The 25,478-nt window shown below is 71.3% G+C and carries 23 protein-coding genes and 1 pseudogene; 5 read left to right on the forward strand and 19 right to left on the reverse strand.

Features of this window, described 5'->3' with window-relative positions; translation table 11 throughout:
* Nucleotides 1–197 precede the first annotated feature (197 nt).
* From AB0F89_RS33790 to ruvC, 7 genes and pseudogenes are all read right to left on the reverse strand, one after another.
* Nucleotides 198–716 (reverse strand): adenine phosphoribosyltransferase, encoded by a 519-nt coding sequence (locus tag AB0F89_RS33790; RefSeq protein ID WP_367129970.1) that lies wholly within the window; start codon nt 714–716, stop codon nt 198–200.
* On the reverse strand, nt 713–1,894 hold the full coding sequence (gene secF, locus AB0F89_RS33795; RefSeq protein WP_367129972.1) for a protein translocase subunit SecF: 1,182 nt from the start codon (nt 1,892–1,894) through the stop codon (nt 713–715). Before secF ends, AB0F89_RS33790 begins: the two co-directional genes overlap by 4 nt.
* A 1-nt stretch (nt 1,895) precedes the next feature.
* A complete protein-coding gene (gene secD, locus AB0F89_RS33800) occupies nt 1,896–3,746 on the reverse strand; it encodes a protein translocase subunit SecD (protein WP_367129974.1) in 1,851 nt (616 codons plus the stop codon).
* Between the two features lie 140 nt (nt 3,747–3,886).
* Nucleotides 3,887–4,246, reverse strand: a complete 360-nt coding sequence (gene yajC / locus AB0F89_RS33805) for a preprotein translocase subunit YajC (RefSeq protein ID WP_367139119.1) — start codon at nt 4,244–4,246, stop codon at nt 3,887–3,889.
* A 97-nt stretch (nt 4,247–4,343) separates the two neighbouring features.
* Entirely contained in the window at nt 4,344–5,411 is a 1,068-nt protein-coding gene (gene ruvB, locus AB0F89_RS33810; RefSeq protein ID WP_367129976.1) for a Holliday junction branch migration DNA helicase RuvB, read from the reverse strand.
* Nucleotides 5,408–5,995: a Holliday junction branch migration protein RuvA gene (ruvA, locus tag AB0F89_RS33815; RefSeq protein WP_367129978.1), complete on the reverse strand. Its 588-nt coding sequence runs from the start codon at nt 5,993–5,995 to the stop codon at nt 5,408–5,410. The genes ruvB and ruvA overlap by 4 nt, the downstream gene beginning before the upstream one ends.
* 233 nt (nt 5,996–6,228) lie before the next feature.
* Nucleotides 6,229–6,777 (reverse strand): annotated as a pseudogene (gene ruvC, locus AB0F89_RS33820) (crossover junction endodeoxyribonuclease RuvC); the annotation flags it as partial.
* 181 nt (nt 6,778–6,958) lie between these two features.
* Here ruvC and AB0F89_RS33825 point away from each other — a divergent pair.
* Together AB0F89_RS33825 and AB0F89_RS33830 are read left to right on the forward strand one after the other, a co-directional pair.
* On the forward strand, nt 6,959–8,482 hold the full coding sequence (locus AB0F89_RS33825) for a diguanylate cyclase (RefSeq protein WP_367129980.1): 1,524 nt from the start codon (nt 6,959–6,961) through the stop codon (nt 8,480–8,482).
* 13 nt (nt 8,483–8,495) lie between these two features.
* Complete coding sequence (locus AB0F89_RS33830) at nt 8,496–8,942, forward strand: cupin domain-containing protein (RefSeq protein ID WP_367139121.1); 447 nt, start codon at nt 8,496–8,498, stop codon at nt 8,940–8,942.
* A gap of 23 nt (nt 8,943–8,965) precedes the next feature.
* Here AB0F89_RS33830 and AB0F89_RS33835 read toward each other — a convergent pair whose 3' ends face one another.
* Nucleotides 8,966–9,475 carry a DinB family protein gene (locus tag AB0F89_RS33835; RefSeq protein WP_367129982.1) on the reverse strand — a complete coding sequence of 170 codons (510 nt, stop codon included), beginning with the start codon at nt 9,473–9,475 and terminating at the stop codon, nt 8,966–8,968.
* 115 nt (nt 9,476–9,590) lie between these two features.
* On the opposite strand from AB0F89_RS33835, the gene AB0F89_RS33840 reads away from it, so the two are divergent.
* Nucleotides 9,591–10,646: an ATP-dependent DNA ligase gene (locus AB0F89_RS33840; protein WP_367129984.1), complete on the forward strand. Its 1,056-nt coding sequence runs from the start codon at nt 9,591–9,593 to the stop codon at nt 10,644–10,646.
* Nucleotides 10,647–10,667: 21 nt separating this feature from the next.
* On the opposite strand, the gene AB0F89_RS33845 is transcribed toward AB0F89_RS33840, so the two are convergent.
* The 5 genes from AB0F89_RS33845 to AB0F89_RS33865 form a co-directional block, all read right to left on the reverse strand.
* Nucleotides 10,668–11,144, reverse strand: a complete 477-nt coding sequence (locus tag AB0F89_RS33845; RefSeq protein WP_367129986.1) for a TspO/MBR family protein — start codon at nt 11,142–11,144, stop codon at nt 10,668–10,670.
* A gap of 58 nt (nt 11,145–11,202) precedes the next feature.
* Nucleotides 11,203–11,805: a uracil-DNA glycosylase gene (locus tag AB0F89_RS33850; RefSeq protein ID WP_367129988.1), complete on the reverse strand. Its 603-nt coding sequence runs from the start codon at nt 11,803–11,805 to the stop codon at nt 11,203–11,205.
* A 78-nt stretch (nt 11,806–11,883) separates the two neighbouring features.
* Complete coding sequence (locus tag AB0F89_RS33855; RefSeq protein WP_367129990.1) at nt 11,884–12,633, reverse strand: DUF427 domain-containing protein; 750 nt, start codon at nt 12,631–12,633, stop codon at nt 11,884–11,886.
* 197 nt (nt 12,634–12,830) lie between these two features.
* Nucleotides 12,831–13,370: a DUF305 domain-containing protein gene (locus tag AB0F89_RS33860; RefSeq protein ID WP_367129991.1), complete on the reverse strand. Its 540-nt coding sequence runs from the start codon at nt 13,368–13,370 to the stop codon at nt 12,831–12,833.
* Nucleotides 13,367–14,281 (reverse strand): DUF1996 domain-containing protein, encoded by a 915-nt coding sequence (locus AB0F89_RS33865; protein WP_367129993.1) that lies wholly within the window; start codon nt 14,279–14,281, stop codon nt 13,367–13,369. The genes AB0F89_RS33860 and AB0F89_RS33865 overlap by 4 nt, the downstream gene beginning before the upstream one ends.
* A gap of 186 nt (nt 14,282–14,467) precedes the next feature.
* Here AB0F89_RS33865 and AB0F89_RS33870 point away from each other — a divergent pair, with 186 nt between their 5' ends.
* Nucleotides 14,468–16,603, forward strand: coding sequence for a discoidin domain-containing protein (locus AB0F89_RS33870; RefSeq protein WP_367129994.1), 2,136 nt, complete (start codon nt 14,468–14,470; stop codon nt 16,601–16,603).
* Nucleotides 16,604–16,728: 125 nt separating this feature from the next.
* Here AB0F89_RS33870 and AB0F89_RS33875 read toward each other — a convergent pair whose 3' ends face one another.
* From AB0F89_RS33875 to AB0F89_RS33900, 6 genes are read right to left on the reverse strand one after another with little or no spacing between them, the layout of a single operon-like run.
* A complete protein-coding gene (locus AB0F89_RS33875; RefSeq protein WP_367129995.1) occupies nt 16,729–18,141 on the reverse strand; it encodes a GH1 family beta-glucosidase in 1,413 nt (470 codons plus the stop codon).
* A gap of 46 nt (nt 18,142–18,187) precedes the next feature.
* Nucleotides 18,188–19,198 carry an ABC transporter ATP-binding protein gene (locus tag AB0F89_RS33880; RefSeq protein WP_367129997.1) on the reverse strand — a complete coding sequence of 337 codons (1,011 nt, stop codon included), beginning with the start codon at nt 19,196–19,198 and terminating at the stop codon, nt 18,188–18,190.
* Complete coding sequence (locus AB0F89_RS33885) at nt 19,195–20,181, reverse strand: ABC transporter permease (RefSeq protein WP_367129999.1); 987 nt, start codon at nt 20,179–20,181, stop codon at nt 19,195–19,197. The genes AB0F89_RS33880 and AB0F89_RS33885 overlap by 4 nt, the downstream gene beginning before the upstream one ends.
* Before the next feature lie 3 nt (nt 20,182–20,184).
* Complete coding sequence (locus AB0F89_RS33890; protein ID WP_367130001.1) at nt 20,185–21,165, reverse strand: ABC transporter permease; 981 nt, start codon at nt 21,163–21,165, stop codon at nt 20,185–20,187.
* A complete protein-coding gene (locus AB0F89_RS33895; protein WP_367130003.1) occupies nt 21,162–22,295 on the reverse strand; it encodes an ABC transporter ATP-binding protein in 1,134 nt (377 codons plus the stop codon). Before AB0F89_RS33895 ends, AB0F89_RS33890 begins: the two co-directional genes overlap by 4 nt.
* Nucleotides 22,292–23,950 (reverse strand): ABC transporter substrate-binding protein, encoded by a 1,659-nt coding sequence (locus AB0F89_RS33900; protein WP_367130005.1) that lies wholly within the window; start codon nt 23,948–23,950, stop codon nt 22,292–22,294. The genes AB0F89_RS33895 and AB0F89_RS33900 overlap by 4 nt, the downstream gene beginning before the upstream one ends.
* 187 nt (nt 23,951–24,137) lie before the next feature.
* On the opposite strand from AB0F89_RS33900, the gene AB0F89_RS33905 reads away from it, so the two are divergent.
* Nucleotides 24,138–25,364, forward strand: a complete 1,227-nt coding sequence (locus AB0F89_RS33905) for an ROK family protein (protein ID WP_367130007.1) — start codon at nt 24,138–24,140, stop codon at nt 25,362–25,364.
* Nucleotides 25,365–25,478 lie beyond the last annotated feature (114 nt).

The following is a 25,478-nucleotide window of genomic DNA, read 5'->3' on the forward strand; positions in this document are numbered from 1 at the left end:
CCGGCTCCGGCGGCGAGCCGATGAGCGGTGCGGTTCACACGACGAGCAGCACCCGCCGTTCAGCGCGACGGGTCGGTCGGCACCCCTTTCACCAGCGTGAACGCGGTCGGCGCACCGGTGTGCCGCCACTCGGCCGCCGACGTCGCGTCCGACCGTCGTGCAGGCGCACCAGTTCTGCGGAATGACTACCCACCGTGTCAGACGGTGAGCAGTGCGTGAACCTCGTGGCCCTTGAGCCGTTCACGGCCGCCGAGGCCGGGGATCTCCAGCACCACGGACACGCCCGTCACCACGCCACCGGCGCGTTCGACCAGCTCGCACGCCGCCGCCGCGGTGCCGCCGGTCGCGAGCACGTCGTCTACCACGACGACGCGCTGACCAGGCGTGATGGCTTCGGCGGGCAGCTCCAGCGTCGCCGTCCCGTACTCCAGGTCGTACGACACGCGGTGGGCCACGGCGGGCAGCTTGCCGGGCTTGCGCAGCGGCACGACGCCGTAGTGCCAGCCGTAGCCGAGCGCGGCCCCGAGCAGGAAGCCGCGCGACTCGATCGCGGCGACGACCTGGGTGTCCGGGTGGATCTCGTCCTGCAGGGCGTCGACCACCGAGCGCAGCGCGTCCGGGTCGGCCAGGACGGGCGTGAGGTCCCGGAACACGACCCCCGGCAGGGGGAAGTCCGGGACCTCACGCAGCAGCCCTAGGGCGCGGTCCAGCTTCAACGGTGCTTCTTGCCCGTCGGGCGGCGCCGCGCGTCACTGGCCTTGCCGGTCCGCGAGGGCACGCCCGCCGCGGCCGCCATGGCCTTCTCCTTGCGCAGCTCGGCCTGCAACGACTCGTCGTCCGTGGACTCCACGATGTCGCCGCCGTTGATGGCCTCGCCACCCGCCCTGCGGGCCAGGTTGTCCCGGCGCGCCTGCACCCGGGCCGCCTGGGCCTTGTACCGGCTGTCGCGCATCTTCAGGTCCACCGCGACCGGGGTCGCGATGTAGATGGACGACAGCGCGCCGATGACGATGCCGGTGAGCTGCACGAGCGCCAGGTCCTTCAGCGTGCCGACGCCGAGCAGGCCGACGCCGATCGCCAGCAGGCCCAGCACCGGCAGCACCGCGATCAGCGAGGTGTTGATCGAGCGCATCAGGGTCTGGTTGACCGCCAGGTTCGCGGCCTCGCCGTAGGTGCGGCGGGTGAGGCCGAGCAGGCCGCGGGTGTTCTCCCGGACCTTGTCGAACACCACCACCGTGTCGTACAGCGAGAAGCCGAGGATGGTGAGCAGGCCGATCACCGTCGCCGGCGAGACCTCGAAGCCGACGATCGAGTACACGCCGGCCGTGATCAGCACGTCGTGCAGCACCGCGACGAGCGCGGCGATCGCCATCGACAGCTCGAAGTACAGCGCCAGGAAGATCATCACCGCGACGAAGAACACCAGGAGCGCGATCAGCGCCTGGCCGGTGATCTCACTGCCCCACGAGGCGGACACGGCGCTGTCGCTGATGGCGTCGACGCCGCCGTTGGGCTGGAGGTCGTCGTTCAGCGTGGTCTTGAGCTTCAGGACCTCGTCGGCGTTCAGCGTCTCCGACCGGATCTGGATGGTCGCCGCGTCACCGGTGCCGACGGTCTGCGTGGCGGCCGGCTCCTTGCCGAGGGCCTTCTCGAACGACTCCTTGGCCTCGTCGATGCCGATCGCCCCGGAGGAGCTGATCGCGGGCAGCTGGATGCGCGTGCCACCGGTGAAGTCGATGCCCCGGTTGAAGCCCTTGAACACGATCGACGCGATGCAGATCAGCAGGATCAGGCCGAACAGCGCGTACCACCGCTTGCGCTTGCCGACGATGTCGAACGCGCCGTTGCCGACGTAGAGCCGCTGGAAAACGTTGCGCTTCTTCGCCTCGGCCACGTCAGACCTCCTTCACAGCGGTGCTCTTCGCGCCCGACAGCGCGCGGTCCTCGACCGAGACCTGGACGGCGCCGCCGAGGCCCGAGAGCTTCGGGTTGGACAGGCGCTTCGACTTCGAGATCATGCTGACCAGCGGGTGGGTCACCAGGAAGACGACGACCAGGTCCAGCACGGTCGACATGCCGAGGGTGAACGCGAAGCCCTTCACCTGGCCGACGGCGAGCACGTACAGGATGGCCGCGGCGAGGAAGCTGACCATGTCCGCGGACAGGATCGTGCGACGCGAGCGGACCCAGGCACGGGGCACCGCGGACCGGAACGACCGGCCCTCGCGCATCTCGTCCTTCAACCGCTCGAAGAACACCACGAACGAGTCCGCGGTGATACCGATCGACACGATGAAACCGGCGATGCCCGCGAGGTCCAGGGTGAACCCGATCCAGCGGCCGAGCAGCACCAGCACCGCGTAGACGATCACACCGGACAGGACGAGCGACAGGATCGTCAGCACGCCGAGCAGGCGGTAGTAGAACAGGCAGTACACGAACACCAGCGCGAGGCCGATGCCACCGGCGATCAGGCCCGCCTTGAGCGAGGCCAGGCCGAGCGTCGCGGACACCGTCTCGGCCTCGGAGGCCTCGAAGGACAGCGGCAGCGAGCCGTACTTGAGCACGTTCGCCAGGCCGTTGGCCTCGGACTGGGTGAAGTCGCCGCTGATCTCGGTGCTGCCACCGAGGATCGCGTCGCGGATGCTCGGCGCGGACACCACCTGGCTGTCCAGCACCACCGCGACCTGCTGGCTGACGTTGGCCGAGGTGAACTGGCCCCACTTCTTGCCGCCGTCGCTCTTGAACGTGAGGTTGACGACGAAGCCGGCGCCCTGCGGGTTGATGTTGGCGACGGCGTCGTCGACGTCCTCACCGGTCAGCCGCGAGTACAGGCTGAAGTCGTCGTCCTTGACGCTGCCGTCGGTCGGCGGGGTGACCGGGGCCAGCACGTACTTCTCGGTGCGGTCCTGGTCGCAGGTCAGCAGCGGCAGCGCCGGGTCGTCGTTGCCGATCAGCGGGTCGATCGTCGGGCAGGTGAACGCGTTGAGCGCCTGCGTCACGGTCTGCGCGTCCAGCGTGGTCAGCTGCGGGTCCTGGCGGCAGGTCCGGGACTCCTCGATCGCCTTCGTCGGGTCGTCGGAGTACTGGCCCTGGAACACCGCGCGGCAGTCGACCTGCGACTCGGCGGGCGGCTGCTCCTCGGCGGGCGCGGACGGGTCCGCGGGCGGCGTCGTCGTGGCGGCCGGCGGCTCGGTGGTCTCCGGCTGCGCCTCGAAGGCCGGGGCCGGGCGGCCCTGGGCGGTCGTGGTCGGCGCGACGGAGCCGGCGGTCTCGGTCGGGGCGGCGCTCTCGCTCGCGGGCGGCGTCGCCGAGCCCGACGTGGGCGGCGCGCTGCTCTGGGTCGGCTCGGGCTGCGGCGCGTTGGGCACCGGCGCGCCGATGACCTTGCGGAAGTTCAGCTTCGCCGTCTGACCGAGTCGCTTGGCGCCCTCGCTGTCGGAGCCGGGGACCGTGATGACCAGGTTGCTGCCGTCCCGGATGACCTCGGGTCCGGCCACGCCGAGGCCGTTTACCCGGGTCTCGATCAGGGTACGTGCCTGGTTGAGAGACTCCTCCGACGGCGTCTTCCCATCAGGAGCCCGAGCGGTCAACGTGACACGGGTGCCACCCTGCAGATCGATGCCGAGCTTGGGTGTCGCCTTGCCGTTCCCGGTGAAGAACACCAGGGAGTACAGCGCGACCACGATGAGGACAAATGCGCCCAGGTACTTCGCGGGGCGGATTTGCCCGGCCGGAGGTGCCACGGTCCGTCCGTCTCCTGATAGTTGACAAGGTCAGCGAAGCCGGAGCGTACCCCTGATGGTGTGAGCTGCGCGTCACTGCCTGGAGTCGGCACGTTGACAGTTGCCGGCTCCAGGCCGAGGGGTTCGCTGGCTGCTGCGGGTTACTTCTTGCTCTCCTGCTGAGCGGGCTCGACGGCGACGGTCTCGTCGGCGACGTCGTCCACGTCGTCCACGACCGCGTCGGTCCCGGTGTCGACCGCGACCTTCTCGCGGATGGCCTGGCGCAGCCAGGTGGTGACCACGCCGTCGGCGATCTCGAGGTCGATCGTGTTGTCTTCGTCGTTCACGCCGGCCACGGTCGCGTACAGCCCGGAGGTGGTCATGACCCGGTCGCCCGGCTCCAGGGAGTTGAGCAGCGCCTGCTGTTCGGCGACGGCCCGCTTCTGCTTGCGGGCGCTGAGGAACAGCGGCACCGCGAGCAGCACGAGCAGCAGCGGGAACATCAAGGAGGACAGGTCCATCATTCTCCGATCAACCGGACGGGCGAGCGCGATCAGCGCCCGGAACGTCCGAATTTCTGGGATGCCGCTGCCGATTGTGCCAGGTGGGTAATCCCGATCACCCGGTGGCGTCGTCGAACAGCGATCGGGTGGCCTCCCCGGGGGCCTTCGGCGGCGGCTGGAGACCGAGGTGCAGCCAGGCCGCGGCGGTGGCGACCCGACCGCGCGGCGTGCGCGCGAGCATCCCGGCGCGCACCAGGTAGGGCTCGCAGACCTCCTCGACGGTGGTCGGTTCCTCACCCACCGCGACGGCGAGCGTGGAGACGCCGACGGGTCCGCCGCCGAAGGACCGGACCAGCGCGCCCAGGACCGCCCGGTCCAACCGGTCCAGGCCCAGCTCGTCCACGTCGTAGACGGTCAGGGCGTCCCGGGCCACGTCGAGGGTGACCGCGCCGTCCGCGCGCACCTCTGCGTAGTCCCGAACCCGCCGGAGCAGCCGGTTCGCGATCCGGGGCGTGCCGCGCGAGCGACCCGCGATCTCGCGGCCGCCGTCGTCGCGCAGGTCGACGCCGAGGATGCCGGCGGACCGGCGGACGATCAGCTCCAGCTCGTCCGGGCTGTAGAACTCCATGTGGCCGGTGAAGCCGAACCGGTCGCGCAGGGGCCCGGTGAGCGCGCCGGACCTGGTGGTCGCGCCGACCAGCGTGAACGGGGCGATGTCGAGCGGGATGCTGGTGGCGCCGGGGCCCTTGCCGACGACCACGTCGACCCGGAAGTCCTCCATCGCCAGGTACAGCATCTCCTCGGCGGGCCGGGCCATCCGGTGGATCTCGTCGATGAACAGCACGTCGCCCTCGACCAGGTTCGACAGCATCGCGGCCAGGTCGCCCGCGCGCTCCAGGGCCGGGCCGGAGGTGATCCGCAGCGACGCGCCCAGCTCGGCGGCGATGATCATGGCGAGGCTGGTCTTGCCCAGGCCGGGCGGGCCGGACAGCAGCACGTGGTCCGGTGGCGCGCCGCGCTGCATCGCGCCGCGCAGGACCAGGTCCAGCTGCTCGCGGACCTTGGGCTGGCCGACGAACTCGTGCAGGTCCTTGGGGCGCAGGGTGGACTCGACGTCCCGCTCGGCGGGATCGGGCAGGGGGTTGAGGGTGTCGTCGTCGGCGAAGTCCTCGAAGTCGTTCACCGCTTGCGGCCCAGGGTCGCCAGGGAGCGGCGGAGGGCTTCGGAGGTGCCGAGCGCGCCGTCGGCGGCGAGCACCGCGTCCACGGCCTGCTCGGCCTGCTTGGCCGGGAAGCCGAGGCCGAGCAGGGCTTCGGTGACCTGGGTGCGCACCCGGCCCGCGGTGTCGGCGCTGGGCGCGGGCGCGAGGTGGCCGACCTTGTCGCGCAGCTCGATGATCAGCCGCTCGGCGCCCTTGCGGCCGATGCCGGGCACCTGGGTGAGCACGGTGATGTTGCCCTCGGCGAGGGCGGCGCGCAGCTTGTCCGGCTCCAGCACGGCCAGCGTGGCCAGGGCGAGCCGGGGTCCGATCCCGGAGACCGTCTGGAGCAGGCCGAACAGCTCGCGGGCCTCGGCGTCGGCGAACCCGAAGAGGGTCAGCGAGTCCTCGCGCACCACCAGCGACGTGGCCAGCTGGGTCTCCTCGCCGCGGCGCAGGGTGGCCAGCGTGGCGGGGGTGGCCTGCACGGCGAAGCCGACGCCGCCGACCTCGACTACGACGTGGTCGAGCCCGATGGACAGCACCTGTCCGCGCAGTGACGAGATCACTTGCTCTTTCCTCCGGTCTTCGCCGCTCGGGCGGGAATGGCCTCGGCGTCCGCCGCCCCCGCTGCTGCCGACGCGGTCGCGGGCAACGCCGCCTTGCCGACAGCCACGGTAGGCACCGCCTTGTCGCCGGTCGCAGCCGGTGCCACCTTGCCGGTCGCAGAGGGCGCCGCCTCGACCGGAGCGGTCGGCTTGGTCCTGGTCCGAGCGGTCGGTGGCGCCGGTGTCCGGGCGCCGGCCTGGGCCAGTTTCGCGCGGTGCGTGCGGGCGATTTCGGCGGCCCTCGCCTGGGCCTCCTCCAGCCTCGACCGCATCGGCGCGCGCCACAGGTGGCAGATGGCCAGGGCGAGGGCGTCGGCGGCGTCGGCGGGCTTCGGGGCGGTCTTCAGGCCGAGCAGCTTGGTGACCATGGCGGTGACCTGCGCCTTGTCCGCCCGACCCGAGCCCGTCACGGCGGCCTTGACCTCGCTCGGCGTGTGGAACACCACCGGCAGGCCCCGCCGGGCGGCGGACAGGGCGACGACGCCGCCCGCCTGCGCGGTGCCCATGGCGGTGCGCACGTTGTGCTGGCTGAAGACCCGTTCGACGGCCACCACCTGCGGCCGGTAGCGGTCCAGCCACTGCTCGACGGCGTCGGACAGCTGGAGCAGCCGCAGCGCGAGGTCGGCGTCCGCGGGGGTGCGCACCACGTCCACCGCGACCGGCCGCACGGTCCGGCCGGGGCCGCCGTCGACCACCCCGAACCCGCACCGGGTCAGGCCGGGGTCGACTCCGAACACACGCACGCTGGTCCCCTCAAGCGCCGACGAACACCAGTTCGAAACCTTAAGGGGTGGGCGCGGCGAACGGAGTCCGCAACACGCGCATGGTGACCAACAGATACCCCCCGATCGACACAGCGTCACGGTGGTTACTACAGTGGCTCGGTAATCCGATCGACTCCAGAGGCTGCGTGAGCGGGGTGCCATGACCCTGAGGCGGTTCGGCGTCGTCTCCGCCGTCGTGTGCGCCCTGGTCTTCGGCATGGTCTGCCTGGTCGAGTCCGGGGCGCTGGACCGACCCGCCGCGGTGGCGGTCGACAAGCTCACCCAGTGGCTCGCCGCGACCGCCGCGGCGGTGTCGTTCTGGCGGGCCGCGCGACGGCGGCAGGGCGCGGCCCGGCGCTGGCGGCTGTGGATGGCCGCGGCGATGGCGAGCCTGGTCGTCGGGCTGACCGCGTGGATCTGGGGCCAGGTGTTCCTCGGGGTGTCGCTGCCCTCGTCCACGCTGGCGCCGCTGGGGTTCGTGCTCGTGCCCTGCCTCACGCTGTGCGCGGTCCTGGTGCTGGCGCACGGCGGCTCGGACAAGCTGCCCGGCCACCGCAGCAGGCTCGTGGTCGCGCTGGACGGGCTGATCGTGGTCGGCTCGCTGTTCGTCCTCACGTGGGTGTCGCTGCTGGAGTCGATGGTCCGCGCCTGGGCCACCTCCGGCCCGGGGTTCGCGACCGTCGTGGCGCACCCGGCGGCGTACCTGGTGATGCTGGTCGTGCTGCTGGTGTCGTCGTGGACGCACCGGTCGGTGCGCCAGCTGCCGGTGCTGTTCATCGCGCTGGCGGGCCTGGCGCAGTCCGCGTCCGGCTGGGCGTTCGCCTTCCTGGTGAGCAAGGGCGCGACGGCCATCCCGACGGTCGCCGACATCGGGTTCATGGTGAGCCCGGCGCTGTTCTTCCTCAGCTCCATCGCGCCCGGCGGCGGCGCGCGGGAGCGGGCGGGCGCGGCCCGGCTGCGCGCGGGCGAGCTGCTGCACCTGCTGGTGCCGTACCTGCCGATGCTGGTCACCGGCCTGTTCATCGTGGTCGGCACGGCGACCGGGGTGCGGCTGAACCCGCTGGAGGTCTACGTCGGGCTCGGCGTGGTGCTGCTGGTGATCGCGCGGCAGCTGCTGACGCTGATCGACAACGTCCGGCTGCTGGAGCAGCTGCGGGTCAGCCGGGAGCGGCTGCGGCACCAGGCGTACCACGACCCGCTGACCGGGGTGGCGAACCGGGCGCTGTTCCGGGAGCGGCTGGACGCGGCGCTGGCCGGGCCGTCGCCGGTGGTGGTGCTGTTCATCGACGTGGACGGGTTCAAGGACGTCAACGACAGCTTCGGCCACGCCGAGGGCGACGCGGTGCTGCGGATCGTGGCGTCGCGGCTGCAGTCGTGCGTGCGGTCGCAGGACGTGGTGGCGCGGCTGGGCGGCGACGAGTTCGGCGTGCTGGTCGACGGCTACCCGCAGCCGCCGGAGGAGATCGGGCAGCGGGTGCTGGACGCCATGAGCGAGCCGCACCGGACCGCGACCGGCTCGCACGTGATCCGGGCGTCCATCGGGATCTCGCACCGGGACGCGTTCGACCCGTTGCTGACCGCCGACGACCTGCTCGGCACGGCGGACGCGGCGATGTACACGGCGAAGCGGCTGGGCAAGGGCGTGGTCGTGGTGCACGGTTCGGTGGAGGCCGAGCTGACGTGAGCGGGAGGTCGCGCTGAACGCGGAGGAGGCCATCGCGGCGCTGGGGCTGGCCGAGCTGCCGGTGGAGGGCGGCTGGTTCGGGCAGTCGTGGCGCTCGCCCGAGGTGTCGGCGATCTACTACCTGCTGCGCGAGGGCGAGTTCTCCGGCGTGCACAAGCTGGACCACGTGGAGGTCTACGCCCACCACCTCGGCGCGCCGCTGCGGATGCTGCTGCTGCACCCGGACGGCTCGGTGACCACGCCGGTGCTCGGGCCGGACCTGGCGGCGGGGCAGCGCCCGCAGGTCGTCGTGCCCGCCGGGGTGTGGCAGGCGAGCGAGCCGGACGGCGCGTGGTCGCTGGTCGGCACGGTGGTGGCGCCGCCCTACACCGACGACGTGGTCACGTTCGGCGCAGCCGACACCCTCGCCCCGCGCTACCCCTCGCACGCCGACGCCGTGCGCCGGCTCTGCCGCCTCTGACCTCCCTGAAGCCCCGGTGCCGGTCAGCCCATCGTCTTCTGGCCGTCGATGGTCTCGCGGAGGATGTCGGCGTGGCCCGAGTGCTGCGAGGTCTCGGCGATCAGGTGCAGCACCACGCGGCGCACGCTCCACGAGGCGCCCGGCTCGAACCAGGGCGCCACCGGCAGCGGGTGCGAGGTGTCCAGGTCGAGGTCGCGCAGCAGCCGCTCGGTCTTGGCGGCGGTCTCCTCGTAGTCGGCGAGCAGGCCCGCCAGGGTCTCGCCCTCGACCATCCGGAACCCGTTCTCCCAGTCCGACGGCACGCTCTCCATCAGCTCCGCGCCGCCGACGGCGAAGCGCATCCAGCTCTCCTCGACGTTGCGGACGTGCTTGACGAGGCCGCCGAGGGAGAGCTGGCTGACGGTCGGCGTGAGCCGCGCCTGCTCGTCGTCGAGGCCGCGCACGGTGTGGCGGAGGAAGCCGCGGTGGGTGGCCAGCACCGACAGCAGGTCGGTCAGCTCGGTCGAGGCGGTGGCGGTGGTGGCGGTGGTCATGGTGTTCCTGCCTTCTGTTCCGGTGTTGACCCCACGCTATGACCAATTGCGGACAGGTATCGCCCTCGATTCGGGTGCTCGGTGAAATCGGTCCGGCCGACCTACGCTCGGCGGCGTGGACCTCCCCGTGATGCCACCCGTGCGCCCGATGCTCGCCAAGGCCGTCCACTCGGTGCCGCGCGAGCCCGGCCTGGTCTACGAGCCGAAGTGGGACGGGTTCCGGTGCGTCGTGTTCCGCGACGGCGCCGAGCTGGAACTCGGCTCGCGCAACGACCGGCCGCTGACCAGGTACTTCCCCGAGGTGGTCGAGCTGCTGGCCGCCGGGCTGCCGCCCCGGTGCGTGGTGGACGGCGAGGTCGTCGTCGTCACGCCCGACGGGCTGAGCTTCGACCTGCTGCAGCTGCGGCTGCACCCGGCCGCGTCCAGGGTGCGCGAGCTCGCCGTCGACACGCCGGCCGCGTTCGTCGCGTTCGACCTGCTCGCGCTGGACGACCGCGACCTGACCGCGACGCCGTTCGGCGAGCGCCGCCGGCTGCTGGAGGACGTGCTGCGGGACGTGCCGGGGCTGTACCTGACGCCCGCGACCGACGACCCGGACCAGGCGCAGGACTGGTTCACCCGGTTCGAGGGCGCCGGGTTCGACGGGGTGGTGGCCAAGCGCACCGACCTGCCGTACGAGCAGGACAAGCGGGTGATGTGGAAGGTCAAGCACGAGCGCACGGCGGACTGCGTGGTGGCCGGGTACCGGCCGCACAAGGACGGCGTCGGCGTCGGCTCGCTGGTGCTCGGCCTGTTCGACGACGCGGGCGCGCTGCACCACGTCGGCGTGGCCAGCGGCTTCGCCGCCGCGCGCCGCCGGGAGCTGCTGGACGAGCTGGCCCCGTACCGGGAGGACGCGCTGGTCGGCCACCCGTGGGCGGGGTGGGCCGGGCTCGACCCGACCACACCGGGCGCGCAGAGCCGGTGGAACCCGACCAAGGAGCTGACGTGGGAGCCGCTGCGGCCGGAGCTGGTCGCCGAGGTGCGCTACGAGCACCTGCGGGCGCGGCGGTTCCGGCACCCGACCAGGCTGGTCCGCTTCCGGGCGGACCGCACGCCCCGGTCGTGCACGTACGACCAGCTCGAAGAGGTGCCGCCGGCCGAGCTGACGGACGTCTTCGGCGTCTCGTAGGCGATCGGTCCCCTCAAGAGGTCAGTTCAGGGCGACGATGCTCGCGTTGAGCGCGGTCGCGAAGCCGACCCACGCCAGGTAGGGCACGAGCAGCAGGGCCGCGACCCGGTGCTTGCGGCCGAACACGACGATCAGGGCGGCCACCGCGACCGCCAGGGCGATGATGTCGACCAGCGCGAGCCCGTACCGGTTGGCGGCGAAGAACAGGGGCGTCCAGGCGGCGTTGAGCACCAGCTGGACGGCGAACAGGCCCAGCTCCCGGGTCACGCCGCACCGCTTCCAGAACAGCCAGCCGGACAGCGCGATCATCACGTACAGCGCCGTCCAGACCGGGCCGAACAGCCAGGAGGGCGGCGCCCAGGACGGCGTGCGCAGCTGCTCGTACTCGGCCGAGGCCGAGATCGCGGACAGGGAGCCGATCACCGCCGTCGCGGCCACCGCCGCCGCGAACACCGCCAAGCCGACCAGGGGTCGTCGCGTCGTCGCCGCGTGTGCCATGCCTCCAGGCTAGGAAGGTGGGCGGCGGTCCGCACGACGGATCAGCGGGCGGCCCGGCTCACCCGGCCGCCTTGGCCGCCTGCCGGAACGCCTCCACCAGCTGCGGCCACCGGCCCGCCCGGTCCCGGTTGATCGACAGCGGTGACGGGTGCGGCGCGTTGACCACCTTCAGCTTGTGCCCGCGACCGGACAGCGTCCAGCCGGTGCCCGCGGGCCGGCCCAGCACCACGACCGCCTTGAGCGCGGTCAGCATCCGCAGCAGCTCCACCAGGTACGGCACCGCCGCGCGCAGGTCGGCGGGCGTCGGCTCGCGGCTGGCCAGGTGCCACGGCACCACGTTCCAGTTCAGGCACACCCGGCGCGACAGCCCGGCCTCGGTCATCGCCGCGAACACGTTGGCCGCGGTCGGGTCGTCGTTGTCGAGCGAGTTCAGGCCCGAACCCGCCGAGGCGGGTCCGGGCGACTCCAGCAGCAGCAGCACCTTCGAGTTCACGCCACCGCCCGCCGGGTCGAACAGCGGCACGGCCGCCTTGCGCTCGGTGGCGATGCGCTGGGCGAACTCCGTCAACTTCGCCACGTGCGGCGCCGTGAGGAGAGCCTTCTTCCGGGCGACGACCACGGGGTTGCGGTGCGCCCTCGGGGTGGAGGGGAAGACGTCCATAGTCGGCAAGCGTCCCGGTACGGGTCAGGCACTACCAGCCGCCGTCCGGGCGGCACCGGTGATCACGGGGTCGGGCCGCTAGCCCACGTGGGTGCGCGGCCGTTCCTCCAGCACGCCGTCGACGTAGGTGTCGACCTTCTCGTTGTAGAACGCGACCAGGCCGGCGACCTGCTCGCTCTCCGGCAGCGGCGTGCGGTAGCCCCAGACGACGTTCTCGTGCGTCTCGTCGTCGAGCACCACCGACCAGTACTCGGCGGTGCCCTTGTAGGGGCAGCTGGTGCGCAGGTCGGTCGGCCGCAGCAGGTCCAGCCGGACGTCGGTCATCGGCAGGTAGTAGCGGGCCGGGAGGCCGGTCTCGAACAGGATCACCGGCCGGTGCGAGTTGGCGACCTCGACGCCGCCGACCTCCACCCGGATGTGCCTGCTGCTGGGCAGGGCGTCGACCCTGGTGTACGGGTCGCGCGGGTGGACGTAGACCGGCTCGTCCTCCTCGAACCAGTCGTCCATCGCGTCCCACTCCAGCCGGACCAGGCCGCGCAGCGCCTCCAGCGGCGAGTCCGGGTAGCGCAGGCCCGCGCCGGGCGCGGCGCCGGCGGCCGTCCGCACGTCGAGCACCTGGCCGTTGCCCCGGCTCGGCGAGCGCTTCACCTCGTCGGTGGGCGCCAGGGTGGCCCGGACGTCCTCCTCCGGGAAGTAGTACGTGGGGTAGTACGGCTTCTCCCACACCAGCACCGGCCGCGTGGTGTCCACGACCAGCTCGCCCGCCAGGTAGGCCCGGACCCTCTTGGTCCCGGTCTCCACCCGCACCCGTCCGCGTTCTGCACTCATGATTCCGACGCTACGCCGAGTGCGGTGGCGCGGGAGTCGTCGCGTTTCTCCGGTCTTGCCCAACCCGGGGCTCACCTCGGACTTCGTCCGGGCACGCCGAAACGGCGACGCCGAGGAAGCTTCGGGTCGCCTTCGTGCCCGTGCCCGATCGGGCGGCGCGGCCGGGTCCGGCGGTGTTCCGCCCACCCCGTCCGGGCCTAGGGCGCCACCTCCGCCAGCCGGGCGGCCTGCGCGGCGCGGGCCGTGCCGATCGAGCCGGCCAGCTCCCGGGTCTCCGGGTCGGCGCCGTTGTCCTGCTCGCCGCGCGCCAGCAACGCCGACTGCTCCAGGTGCTCCTTGAGCTCCGCCGCCAACCCGCCCGGGTCCATCCGCAGCCCGGCCAGGTCCGCCTCCGACAGCAGCCCCGGCATCTGGTGGCCGGCGTGCGGGTTGTCGCCGGACAGCCCGGCCCGCTCGCGCAACTCCACCAACCGGGTCAACTCCCGCTCGTGCGACACCTTCAGCTCGGCCGCGAACGGCGCGAGCGGCGGCGGGGCGAGGTCCAGGGCGGGCAGCAGCTGCTCGTTCATCGGGATCATCAGCTGGATCCACGCCGTGTCGGTGGTGTTGAACGGCGACGGTTCGGGCGACCCGGTCGGCGGCGGGGCCGCCTCCGGTGAGCAGGCCGCCAGCAGCAGCAACAGGGTGGCGCCCCAGAGCGCCCGGAAGCGCCCTGGGGTGGCCGTGATCATCTTCACCGCGGCAGCCGGTAGTCCGGTCCGAGGGCGGCGCCCCGCTGCGGCTTGTACTGGTCGTAACCACGCGGGTCGCACTGCAGGCCGCCGTTGACGCAGTGGCTCACCAGCGCCTGCAGCGTGGGCGCGTCCCACGCGTTCATGAAGTCGTAGTGCCACGAGTACCCGCGCCCGCTGGACAGCCGCACCCGCGACATGTCCCCCGAGACCGGGAACGCGATCTTGAACTCCAGCATCGGCACCGGCACCGGGTGCGAGGACGGGCAGACCAGCGTCGCCCGGTCCGGGTAAGCCATGTGCGACTTGTGGTCGGCCGAGTCGAGGTCGCGCCCGTTCCAGCAGCTCGGCGCCTGGTACCGGACGTTGAGCTGGCTGCCCGGCGGGCAGTAGGACGGGAAGTCCCAGTTGTGCGCGCTGTTGCCGCACTCCCAGCCCTCGACCGCGCCCGGCGCGGTGCGGAACTGGTCCTGCGTCGCGCTCGGGCTGCCGACCACGAACCGGATGCCGGCCGGGAACGACCGGACCTCCTGGTACTTCAGGATGCCCGACTTGTAGTAGATGACCTGCGGGAAGTTCGGCACGATCAACTGGTCGCCGTTGTAGAGCGACGGGAACCAGTACGCGGACTTGTCGTCGGGCGTCCTGCAGTTGGTCTGCCCGGCCTTGAGCGAGTTGTTGGTGCTGCTCGCGTTGGTGGAGTTGTTGCCCAGGAACGTGTGCATGTGCGACGCGCCCGGCAGGCCCGGGTAGACGATCGGGTCGTCCGGGCGGTGCGTGGTGACCGAGCAGTTGGCCTGGAACTCGTGGTGCGTGACCAGCTCATCGGCCTGGGCCGGTTGGGTGGCGACCGCCAGGACGGTGGCCAGGAGGCCGACCGCAGCAGTAGCGGCCAGCGCGCGGAGTTTTCGGGACATCCTTGTCCTCCTGCCGACGTGCGGAACGTGGCTGGGAGAGCGCTCTCCCGAATGAGGTTGCCCGCTGCCCCGCCACGGTGTCAAGGGGCGGCTCATTGACAGATCCGTAGTCCGTTCGTAACACTTCGAGCCGGGTTGAGAGAGCGCTCTCCCGCACCTCGATCCGACAATCCGGCAGGAGACGCCATGTACCGCCTCCGATCCGCCAGCAGGGTGCTCACCGCATCCCTGGGGTTCGCACTGCTCATAGGACTCGCGCTGGCGCCGGGCACGGCGAACGCCGCACCCGAGCTGCTGTCCCAGGGCAAGCCGGCCACGGCGTCCTCGGCCGAAGGCGCGGGCACGCCCGCGTCGGCGGCCGTCGACGGCAACCCGGGCACCCGCTGGGCCAGCGCGTGGAGCGACCCGCAGTGGCTGCGGGTGGACCTGGGCGCCACCGCGACCCTGAGCCGCGTCGAGCTGGACTGGGAGGCCGCGTACGCGACCTCGTTCCAGATCCAGGTCTCCGCCGACGGCACCGCGTGGACCACGGTCCACACCACGACCTCCGGCACGGGCGGCAAGCAGGGCTTCACCGTCACCGGCTCCGGCCGGTACGTGCGCATGAACGGCACCCAGCGCGCCAACGGCTACGGCTACTCCCTCTGGGAGTTCCGCGTCTACGGCACCAAGGGCACCACTCCCCCGCCCGGCAAGGGCGTCCGCGTCACCGGCTCCCAGGGCAACTGGCAGCTCATGGTGGACGACCAGCCGTGGACGGTGAAGGGCCTCACCTGGGGACCGCCCGCCGCCGACGCCGCCCGGTACATGCCGGAGCTGAAGTCCATGGGCGTCAACACGTTGCGCACCTGGGGCACCGACGCCACCACCAAGCCCCTGCTGGACGCCTCGGCGGCCAACGGCATCAGGGTGATGGCCGGGTTCTGGTTGCAGCCCGGCGGCGGTCCCGGCTCGGGCGGTTGCGTCAACTACGTCACCGACGCCACCTACAAGAACGACATGATGAACACGATCAAGCAGTGGGTGACCGCCTACAAGGACCACCCCGGCGTGCTCATGTGGAACGTCGGCAACGAGTCCATCCTGGGCCTGCAGAACTGCTACTCGGGCGCCGAGCTGGAGAACCAGCGCGTCGCGTACGCCAAGTACGTCAACGAGGCCGCCCGCGCGATCCACGCCATCGACACCAACCACCCGGTCACCAACACCGACGCGTGGACCGGCGCGTGGGCCTACCTCAAGGCGCACGCCCCCGACCTCGACCTGTACTCGGTGAACTCCTACGGCAACGTCTGCCAGGTCCGGCAGGACTGGATCAACGGCGGCCACACCAAGCCGTACATCCTCACCGAGGCCGGTCCGGCCGGTGAGTGGGAGGTCCCCAACGACGTCAACGGCGTGCCCAGCGAGCCGACCGACGTGCAGAAGCGGGACGGGTACACCAGGGCGTGGGAGTGCATCACCGGGCACACCGGGGTGTCGTTCGGCGGCACGCTGTTCCACTACGGCACCGAGTACGACTTCGGCGCGGTGTGGTTCAACCTGACGCCGGCGGGCAAGAAGCGGCTGTCGTTCTACGCGGTGCAGCGGGCGTTCGGCGGCGCGACGCCGGCCAACACCCCGCCGGTCATCACCGCGATGAACCTGCCGACCAGCGTCCCGGCGGGCGCGCGGCTGGACGTCGACGTGGCGGCGAGCGACCCGAACGGCGACCAGATCACCTGGTCGGCGGCGTTCAACAGCAAGTACATCGACAACAGCGGCGGCCTGGCGAGCACCCCGGTGCAGGTCAACGGCAACCGGCTGACGGTGACCGCACCCGACCGGCTCGGCGTGTGGAAGGTCTACGTGATGGCCGAGGACGGCCGCGGCAACATCGGCATCGAGACCAAGTCGGTCCGGGTGGTCGCCCCGCAGCCCGCGGGCGCCAACGTGGCCCTGAACAAGCCCGTCACGGCCTCGTCCTACCAGCAGGTGGGCGACGGCGCGCCGTTCCCGCCGTCGAACGCCGTGGACGGCAACGCGGGCTCCCGCTGGGCCACCGACTGGTCCGACCCGCAGTGGCTGCGCGTCGACCTGGGCGCGGTGACCACGTTCCAGCACGTCCAGCTGGTGTGGGAGGGCGCGTTCGGCCGGGCCTACGAGATCCAGGTGTCCGACGACGGCACGACGTGGCGCCCGGTGCACGGCACGACCACCGGTAACGGTGGCGTCGACTCGATCGATGTCACGGCCACCGGCCGGTACGTGCGGCTGCACGCCACGCAGCGCGGCACCGGGTGGGGCTACTCGCTCTACGAGTTCGGCGTCTACCGGCGCTGACCGCGAAGACGGCCGGTGGGTCGGGGCGCTCCCCGACCCACCGGCTTCGCGCGCGTCGTGGTGGTTCGCGCGCACGAAGGAGGGGCGTCCCGCGTCACGACCGCAGGACGCCCCTCCTGACCAGCTCAGCTGCCGCGGACGCGGCGAATCGTGTCCCGGTACCACAGCGCGCTGCTCTTCGGCGTGCGAACCTGGGTGTCGTAGTCCACGTGCACGAGGCCGAACCGCTTGTCGTAGCCGTAGGACCACTCGAAGTTGTCCATCAGCGACCACGCGAAGTAGCCGCGGACGTCCGCGCCCGCCGTGCGCGCCTTGGCCACCGCCGCGATGTGCGAGTCGAGGTAGGCGGTGCGGTCGTCGTCGCGGACGAACCCGCTGCCGTCCGCCTCGTCGTCGAACGCCGCGCCGTTCTCGGTGATGACCATCGGCACGCCCGGGTAGTCCTCGCCGATCTGCACCAGCAGGTTGGTGAAGCCCTCGGGCACGATCTCCCAGTCCATCGCGGTCACCGGGCGGCCGAAGCGCACCTCCCGGCACACCGGGACGCCGTCCGCGTCCTCGGTGTTGCCCGCCTCGTCCACGCCGGAGAACTTCGAGCTGGAGTAGTAGTTCACGCCCAGCACGTCGATGGGCTGCTTGATCGTCTCCAGGTCGCCCGGCTCGATCGGGATCTCCACGCCGCGCGCCGCCAGGTCCGCCACCACGTCGGCCGGGTAGTGGCCGCGCACCAGCGGGTCGAGGTAGATGCGGCGGGACAGGCCGTCCGCCCGGCGGGCCGCGTCGTGGTCGGCCTCGCTGTCGGTGGCGGGGCTGGCGTGGCTCATGTTCAGCGTGATGCCGAACTCCATCGGCTCGGTGGCAGCCTCGCGCATCCGGACCGTGGCCAGGCCGTGGCCGAGCAGCAGGTGGTGCACGGCGTGGATGGCCGCGCCGAAGTCCTGCCTGCCGGGCGCCTGGCGGCCCTCGTAGTAGCCGAGCATCGCCGAGCACCACGGCTCGTTGAGCGTGGTCCAGTGGCGCACCCGGTCGGACAGGGCGTCGAACACCAGCATCGAGTAGTCGGCGAACCGGTGGGCGGTGTCGCGGACGGGCCAGCCGCCCGCGTCCTCCAGCTCCTGCGGCAGGTCCCAGTGGTACAGCGTGACCCACGGGTCGATGCCCTTGCCCAGCAGCTCGTCGACCAGCCGGTCGTAGAACGCCATGCCCGGCGCGTTGACCGGGCCCTTGCCGCCCGGCTGCACGCGCGGCCAGGCGACGGAGAACCGGTAGGTGTCCACGCCGAGGGAGCCGATCAGCGCGACGTCCTCGGGCATGCGGTGGTAGTGGTCGCACGCGACGTCACCGTTGTCGTCGTTGTGCACCATGCCCGGCGTCCGGCAGTAGGTGTCCCAGATGGACGGTCCGCGACCGTCCTCGTCGTGCGCCCCCTCGATCTGGTACGCGGAGGTCGCCACGCCCCAGCGGAAGGAGGCGGGCAGGGTGTCGATCGCGGGGTCGAGCCCGACGGTCGGCGCCTTGGTGTCGATGAAACTCTCCACTTGGGGAAACTCCTCTGGAGGTCGGAACCCGTTGTCGTGGACGGGATCAGAACCCGTTGTCGTGAACGGGGTGCAGCCAGCAGGCCACGGTGCGGTCGGCGGGTCCCGCGTGCGGTGCGGGGACGCCGAGCACCGGGACCTCCACACCGCAGCGCTCCATCGCGTGCGGACAGCGTGGGTGGAACGAGCAGCCGGAGGGCATCGACCGCAGGTCCGGCGGTGAGCCGGGGATGCCGGTCAGCTCGCGCTTCGGCCCCCGCAGGGCGGGGAACGAGTTGAGCAGGCCGTGGCTGTAGGGGTGCAGCGGGTCGCGGTAGAGGTCGGCGGAGTTCGCCTGCTCCACGATGCGGCCGCCGTACATGATCGCGATCCGGTCGGAGAACTCGACCAGCAGGGACAGGTCGTGGGTGATGAACACGACCGAGAACCCGAGCCGTTCGCGCAGGTCGACCAGCTGGCGCAGGATCTGCCGCTGCACCACCACGTCCAGCGCGGTGGTCGGCTCGTCCATGATGACGACCTTCGGCTCCAGCGCCAGCGCCATGCCGATCATCACGCGCTGCCGCATGCCGCCGGAGAGCTGGTGCGGGTAGCTGTCCAGCCGGTCGGCGGAGATGCCGACCAGGTGCAGCAGCTCGCGGGCGCGGGCCAGCCGGGCGGCGGCGCTGCCGCCCGGGTCGTGCGCCCTGATCACGTCGGTGAGCTGGGTGGAGATCCGGTGCACCGGGTTGAGCGAGTTCATCGCGCCCTGGAACACGATCGCCGTCTCCGCCCAGCGGAACCTCCGCAGCGCGGCGTGGTCCATCCGGAGCACGTCGACCGGGTCGCCGCCGTCCGGGTGGTACAGCACCTGGCCGCTCGTGATCACGCCCGGCGGCGGCAGGAGCCTGGTCAGGCCGTAGGCCAGGGTCGACTTCCCGCTGCCGCTCTCGCCGGCGAGGCCGAGGACTTCACCCCGGTGCAGGGTGAGGTCGACGTCGCGGATCGCGTGCACGGCCTCGTCGCCGAGGCCGTAGTCCACGTTCAGGCCGCGGATCTCCAGCACCGCGTCGGTCACGGCCCCTCCCTTCCCTCTGGCCCGGTCCCGAGCACCGGCGTGAAGCCGACGCGCATCCGGACCGTGCGGCCGTCGGCGGTCTTGACGTCGGTCTTGCCGCCGCCGCGCAGCCGCGGGCTGACGAACTCGTCGATGCCGAAGTTCACCAGCGACAGCGCGGTGCCCAGCAGCGCGATGGCCAGGCCCGCGGGCACGAACCACCACCACGCGCCCTGCGCGAGGGCCTGCTGGCTCTGCGCCCAGTACAGGACCGTGCCCCAGTTCCAGTCGCCGCCCGCGCCGACGCCGATGAACGCCAGCGTGATCTCCAGCGTCACCGCGAAGATGACCGTGCCGACGAAGCCGGAGGCGATGACCGCGGTGAGGTTGGGCATGATCTCGAACAGGATGATCCGCCAGGTCTTCTCACCGGTGGCCCGCGCGGCCTCGACGTAGTCGCGACCGCGCAGCGACAGCGTCTGGGCCCTGAGCACGCGCGCGCCCCAGGCCCACGACGTGAGGCCGATGAGCAGCGCGATGGTCCAGGTGCCGGTCTCCGGCAGGGTCGACGTGATGATGATCATCAGCGGCAGCGCCGGGAGCACCAGGAACACGTTGGACAGCGCGGACAGCACCTCGCTGCCCGCGCCCGCCAGGTAGCCGGAGGTGACGCCGACCAGGATCGACAGCACGGTCGCCACGAGGCCCGCGACGAACCCGACCACGATGACGCTGCGGGTGCCGACCACGACCTGGCTGAAGATGTCCTGGCCGAGGTGGGTGGTGCCGAACCAGTGCGCGCCGGACGGCGGTTGCAGCAGGTCGTTGCTGCGGCCGGACGGGTCGTACGGCGCGATCAGCGGCCCGATGATCGCGAGCAGGGCGAAGAAGCCGAGCAGCACCAGGCCGACGGTCGCCTTCGGGTTGGCCACGAACCGCAGCCGGCGGCGCTTCACGGGCGCGGCGACCGGGGTCGTCGTGCCGGTGGTGGGAACAACGGTCACGGCTCAGCCCTCCCGTCGGGTGCGCGGGTCGAGCGCGAGGTAGGCCACGTCGGCGAGGAAGTTCGCCAGCAGCACGGACAGCGTGATGATGAGGAAGATGCCCTGCATGAGCGGGTAGTCCTTGGCGCCGACCGCCTGGAACAGCTGGAGGCCGAGGCCGGGGTAGGAGAACACGATCTCCACCAGCAGCGTGCCGCCGACGATGAAGCCCAGCGACAGCGCGAACCCGGAGACGTTGGGCAGCAGCGCGTTGCGCGCCGCGTAGGACACCATCACCCGGCGGTCGGACAGCCCCTTGGCGTGCGCGACGGTCACGTAGTCCTCGGAGGCCACCGTGACCATCATGTTGCGCATCGAGAGGATCCAGCCCGCCATGGACGAGACCAGGATGGTGAACGCGGGCAGGATGCCGTGCTGCAGCACGCTGCCGATGAACTGCAGGTCCGGGTTGGGCACCAGGCCGTTGTCGTAGGCGCCGGAGGCCGGGAAGAAGCTGTCCGGCCCGGAGAGCACGGCGATCGCGATGAGGCCGAGCCAGAAGTACGGGATGGACGACACGAACGTGGTCACCGGGATCAGCGCGTCGGCCCACGAGCCGCGCCGCCAGCCGATGCCGGTGCCCAGCGCCGTGCCGACGATGAAGCCGAGCACGGTGGTGATGCCGACCAGGCCGAGCGTCCACGGCAGGCCGTCGCCGATGACCTGCGACACCGGTGACGGGAAGTAGGTGAACGACAGGCCGAGGTCGCCGCGCAGCAGCTGGCCCAGGTAGCTGAAGTACTGCTCGATCACGCTGGCGTTCTTGTCCAGCCCGAACAGCACGTACAGCGACTGCACCGCGTCGCTGGTCATCTGGCCGCGGGCGCGGGTGATCAGCGCCTGCACCGGGTCGCCGGGGATGGCGCGCGGGATGAAGAAGTTGATGGTGATCGCGGCCCACGCGGTGAACAGGTAGAACGCGATCCGCTTGAGGAGGAAGCTCACCGCACCTCCCCGGCCCCGGCGCTGTTCTCCCGGGGCGGCGCCTCGACCGGGCGCAGCTCGACCCTGTCCGCGTCGGACAGGTCCTCGCCGTAGAGCCAGCACGCGGCGAAGTGCTGCCCGGGAGCGCCTTCGGCGCTGTCGTCGCCGATGGCGAACCGCGGCGGCACCCGTTCGGCGCAGACCTTCATGGCGTGCGGGCAGCGCGGGTTAAACCGGCAGCCGGCGGGCGGGTTGATCAGCGACGGCGGTTCGCCGGTGCCGCCGTCCTTCACCTCCGCGCCCGGCCGGTCGGGGTCCGGCGCGGAGTCGATCAGCAGCTGGGTGTACGGGTGCGCGGGCCGCTGGGTCACGGTCTCGCTGTCGCCGCCCTCGACCACGCGCCCGGCGTACATCACGAAGGTCTCGTCGGCGAAGTAGCGGGCCGACGCGATGTCGTGGGTGATGTAGAGGATCGCCAGGTGCAGGCGCTCCTTGAGGTCGCGCAGCAGGTTCAGCACGCCGAGCCGGATCGACACGTCGAGCATGGACACCGGCTCGTCGGCCAGCAGCACCTCGGGGTCGGCGCCGAGGGCGCGGGCGATGGCCACGCGCTGGCGCTGGCCGCCGGACAGCTCGTGGGGGAACTTGTCGATGTACCGCTCGGGCGGGGTGAGCTGGACACGGGTCAGCAGGTGGGCCAGCGCCTCTTCCTCCTCGGCCGCGTTGCCGCCCGCGTTGCCGTGGATCTTCAACGCCCTGGTGAGGTGGTAGCGCACGGTGTGCACGGGGTTCAGCGAGGCGAACGGGTCCTGGAAGATCATCTGGACCCGCTTGCTGTACGCCCGGAAGCGCTTGCCGCCCTTGGCGTCGACCGGCTCGCCGTGCAGCCGGATCGCCCCGGAGGTCTGGGGGTAGAGCTGCGCCAGCAGGCGGGCCACCGTCGACTTGCCCGAACCGGACTCGCCGACCAGCGCGGTGACCCGGCCGCGGTGCAGCCTGAGCGTCACGTCCTCGACCGCGCGCACCGAGCGCGTGGTCCGGGACAGCAGCTCTCGCCCGCGCTTGCGGACCGGGAAGTGCTTGGTCAGGCCATCGGCCTCCAGGACCACCTCAGTGGTCCCGGAGGCCGACGGTGCGGTGCTGGTCGTCATGCGGCCGGCTTCAGCTGCATGACGACGTCGAGCGCGTTCTCCAGCGTGGGCTGGAGCGGCGCGTACGGGTTGGCCTGGTCCGGCCAGCCGACCCAGTTCTTCGTGCTGTACTGACCACCCGCGTTGGCCGCCGAGGTGATGGCGACCGGCATGTCCCGCACGTGGATCTGCTGGATCTTGTGCAGGGCCGCGGTGCGGGCGGCGTCGTCGGCGGCGTTGGCGTACTCGTTGAGCAGCGCGGTCGCCTCGGGGTTCTCGTAACGACCGTAGTTGCCGTTGATGCCGCCCTCGCCGATCGGCTTGTACAGCGCGCCGTTCATGATGTTCTCGTAGATGTCGTACGGCGTCGGGCCGTTGTTGGTCCAGTGCAGCGCCGCCTGGAAGTCACCGGTGTCCAGCGCCTTGGTCCAGGTGTCGGCGTTCGGCAGGTCGACCGTCGCCGTGATGCCGATCTTGGAGACGTTGTCCTTGATGATCTCCAGGTTCGTCACGTAGTCCGACCAGCCGGACGGCACGGTCATCTTCAGCGTGACGGGCTGGCCCGACGGGTCCTTCAGCGTCTCGCCCTCGAAGGTGAAGCCGTTGTCGGTCAGCTCCTTCTTCGCGGCCTCGACGTCGACCGTGACGATCTCGTCCTTGAACTCCGGCGCGATGTACGACGTGCCGGCGGGCGTCGGGATGCCGGTGATGTTGTCGACCTTCGGGTAGAAGTAGCCGGCCTCGCCCTGGGTGAAGATGTCATCGCGGTTGATCACCATGTTGACCGCGCGGCGCAGCGCCGCGTTGTCCCACGGCTTGACCTTGGTGTTGAACCACAGGCCGTGGATGCCGAGCACCGGCGGGAAGTAGAGCTTGTAGTGCTCGGGGTCCTTCGAGGTGTAGACGGCCTCGTAGTTCGGGATGAACACGAAGCTCCACTCGGACGCGCCGGTCGCCAGGGCGGTGGTCTGCGCGTTGTTGTCGCTGTAGGAGGTGTAGCGCACCTCCTTGACCTTCGGCAGCTCCTGCCAGTACGAGTCGCGCACGGCCAGCGTGACGGTCTGCGGCGTGAACGTCTTGAGCGTGTACGGACCGCTGCCGACCGGGGTCTTGACCGTGTCCGTGTTCGGGTCGGCGATCGTCGACCAGATGTGCTTGGGCACGATCAGCTGTTCGAGGATCTTCTTCTGGTTGACGAACTGCGAACGCGGGAAGGTCACGTCGACCTTGTTGCCCGAGACCGTGGTCGCGTCGTAGGGCACGCCGTCGACGTTCAGGCCGGGGTTGGACTTGAGCAGCCCGAAGGTGAACGCCACGTCCTCCGCGGTCAGCGGCTTGCCGTCCGACCACGTCACGCCGTCGCGGATGGTGAGGCTCAGCTTGCTGTAGTTGTCCGCCCACGTCCACTCGGTGGCCAACCACGGCTTGGGCTTCTCCGTCGGCACGGTCTCGTTCACCATCGCCAGCGGCTCGAACAGCAACCGGCGGTAGCCGAGGGAGCTGGCCGCGGACGTGTTGAGGAACGGGTTGTTGTTCTCGGTCTGCGGACCGTTGGGCATGCCGACGTTCAGCACGCCCCCGTTGTCCGTGTTGGCGCCGGGGTTCGAGGTCGAACAGGCTGCCGAGAACAGCAGTGCTGCCGCGACGGCGAGTGCGGAAATTCGCCTGAGTCGCATGGGTTCTCCTTGTCGGGCGGGGGAGGGGCGAGCGCTCTGGTAGTGCGGACCGCGGGTGCCATCGCGGTTGGGACGCGTGGGGCGTCCTCGTGTCGAGGCAGACTCAACCCTGGTGAGACAAGTCACGTCAATAACGAACAGGTTACAAACTTAGTCTAATTTTAAGTCGCAAACTAAGGTTCGCGGCGTGGCCCTGAAGCGCACCACCGTCCGCGACCTGCGTCGGCAGAACCGATCGACCCTGCTGTCGACCCTCTTCTTCGACGGGCCTTTGAGCAGGTACGAGCTGTCCCGGCTGTCCGGGCTGTCGGCCGCGACGGTGTCCAACGTGACCGGCGAGCTGGTGGACGACGGGCTCGTGGTCGAGGCCGGGTCGGTCGACTCGGACGGCGGCCGGCCGCGCGTGCTGCTGCGCGTCAACCCCGCGTTCGGCCACGTCGTGGGGGTGGACGTGGGCGAGACGGGGATCAAGGTCGAGCTGTTCGACCTGGCGCTGACCCAGCTCGCGGCGCTCGACCACGCGCTGTCGCCGTCGTCGCCCGCGGCGGTGGCGTCGTTGATCGCGTCGTCGGTCCGGGAGGTGGTCGAGTCGGCGGGCGTGCCGCCGTCGACCGTGCTCGGCGTCGGGGTCGGGGTGCCCGGGACGGTGGAGCAGGGCGCGACGGCGGTCGTGCACGCGCCGACCATCGGGTGGGACGGCGTGCGGCTGGAGGAGCTGATCGCCTCGGCGTCGGAGTCCGCGTGGCCGCTGTACGTGGAGAACGGGGCGAAGACGCAGGGCCAGGCCGAGATGTGGTTCGGCGCCGGGCGCGGTGCGAGGCACGTCGTCATAGTGCTCATCGGGTCCGGCGTGGGTGCGGCGGTCGTCACCGACGGTGGCGTCTACCGGGGTGCGACCAGCTCGGCCGGCGAGTGGGGGCACACGACGATCGTCTACGGCGGCCGGCCGTGCCGGTGCGGCGCGCTGGGGTGCCTGGAGGCGTACGTCGGGGCGGAGGGCATCCTCGACCGGTACCGCAAGGCGCGCGGCCGTGAGCTGCCCGGCGGTGACGACCAGGCCACGGTGGCCGAGCTGATCGACACCGCGTCCCGCTCCAAGACCGCCGCCCGGGTGCTGGAGGAGACCGCCGGCTACCTCGGGGCCGGCATCGCGAACCTGGTGAACCTGTTCAACCCGGAGCGGATCGTGCTGGGCGGCTGGGCGGGCCTCGCGCTGGGCGCCCACCAGCTGGACCGGATCGTCGCCGCCACCCGCGCGCACGCGTTGCGCCACCCGTACGAGCAGATCTCCATCGCCCTGGGCCGGCTGGGCCCGGACGCCGTCGCCGTGGGCGCCGCCACCCTCCCCGTCGCCGCCCTCCTGGACCGCGCCGCCGACCCCCGCAAACCGGCCGCCCGCGCCGACATCGCCTGACCCCACGCTCCCTGAGCGTTCAACTCACCCCTCCCGAACGTAGGACTCTCGCGAGAGTCGTACGTTCAGGTCCCGCGTGTCCTACGTTCCGGTACCCCGAGTTCTACGTTCAGG

Source organism: Saccharothrix sp. HUAS TT1 (assembly GCF_040744945.1).
Taxonomy (GTDB): Bacteria; Actinomycetota; Actinomycetes; order Mycobacteriales; family Pseudonocardiaceae; genus Actinosynnema.

Excerpts from the sequence above, each read along its gene's own strand:
- AB0F89_RS33845 (WP_367129986.1), bottom strand. The coding sequence starts at position 11,144 with ATGGCACACGCGGCGACGACGCGACGACCCCTGGTCGGCTTGGCGGTG.
- AB0F89_RS33900 (WP_367130005.1), bottom strand. The coding sequence starts at position 23,950 with ATGCGACTCAGGCGAATTTCCGCACTCGCCGTCGCGGCAGCACTGCTG.
- AB0F89_RS33825 (WP_367129980.1), top strand. The coding sequence starts at position 6,959 with ATGACCCTGAGGCGGTTCGGCGTCGTCTCCGCCGTCGTGTGCGCCCTG.
- AB0F89_RS33870 (WP_367129994.1), top strand. The coding sequence starts at position 14,468 with ATGTACCGCCTCCGATCCGCCAGCAGGGTGCTCACCGCATCCCTGGGG.
- AB0F89_RS33865 (WP_367129993.1), bottom strand. The coding sequence starts at position 14,281 with ATGTCCCGAAAACTCCGCGCGCTGGCCGCTACTGCTGCGGTCGGCCTC.
- yajC (WP_367139119.1), bottom strand. The coding sequence starts at position 4,246 with ATGGACCTGTCCTCCTTGATGTTCCCGCTGCTGCTCGTGCTGCTCGCG.
- AB0F89_RS33855 (WP_367129990.1), bottom strand. The coding sequence starts at position 12,633 with ATGAGTGCAGAACGCGGACGGGTGCGGGTGGAGACCGGGACCAAGAGG.
- AB0F89_RS33835 (WP_367129982.1), bottom strand. The coding sequence starts at position 9,475 with ATGACCACCGCCACCACCGCCACCGCCTCGACCGAGCTGACCGACCTG.
- AB0F89_RS33895 (WP_367130003.1), bottom strand. The coding sequence starts at position 22,295 with ATGACGACCAGCACCGCACCGTCGGCCTCCGGGACCACTGAGGTGGTC.
- AB0F89_RS33850 (WP_367129988.1), bottom strand. The coding sequence starts at position 11,805 with ATGGACGTCTTCCCCTCCACCCCGAGGGCGCACCGCAACCCCGTGGTC.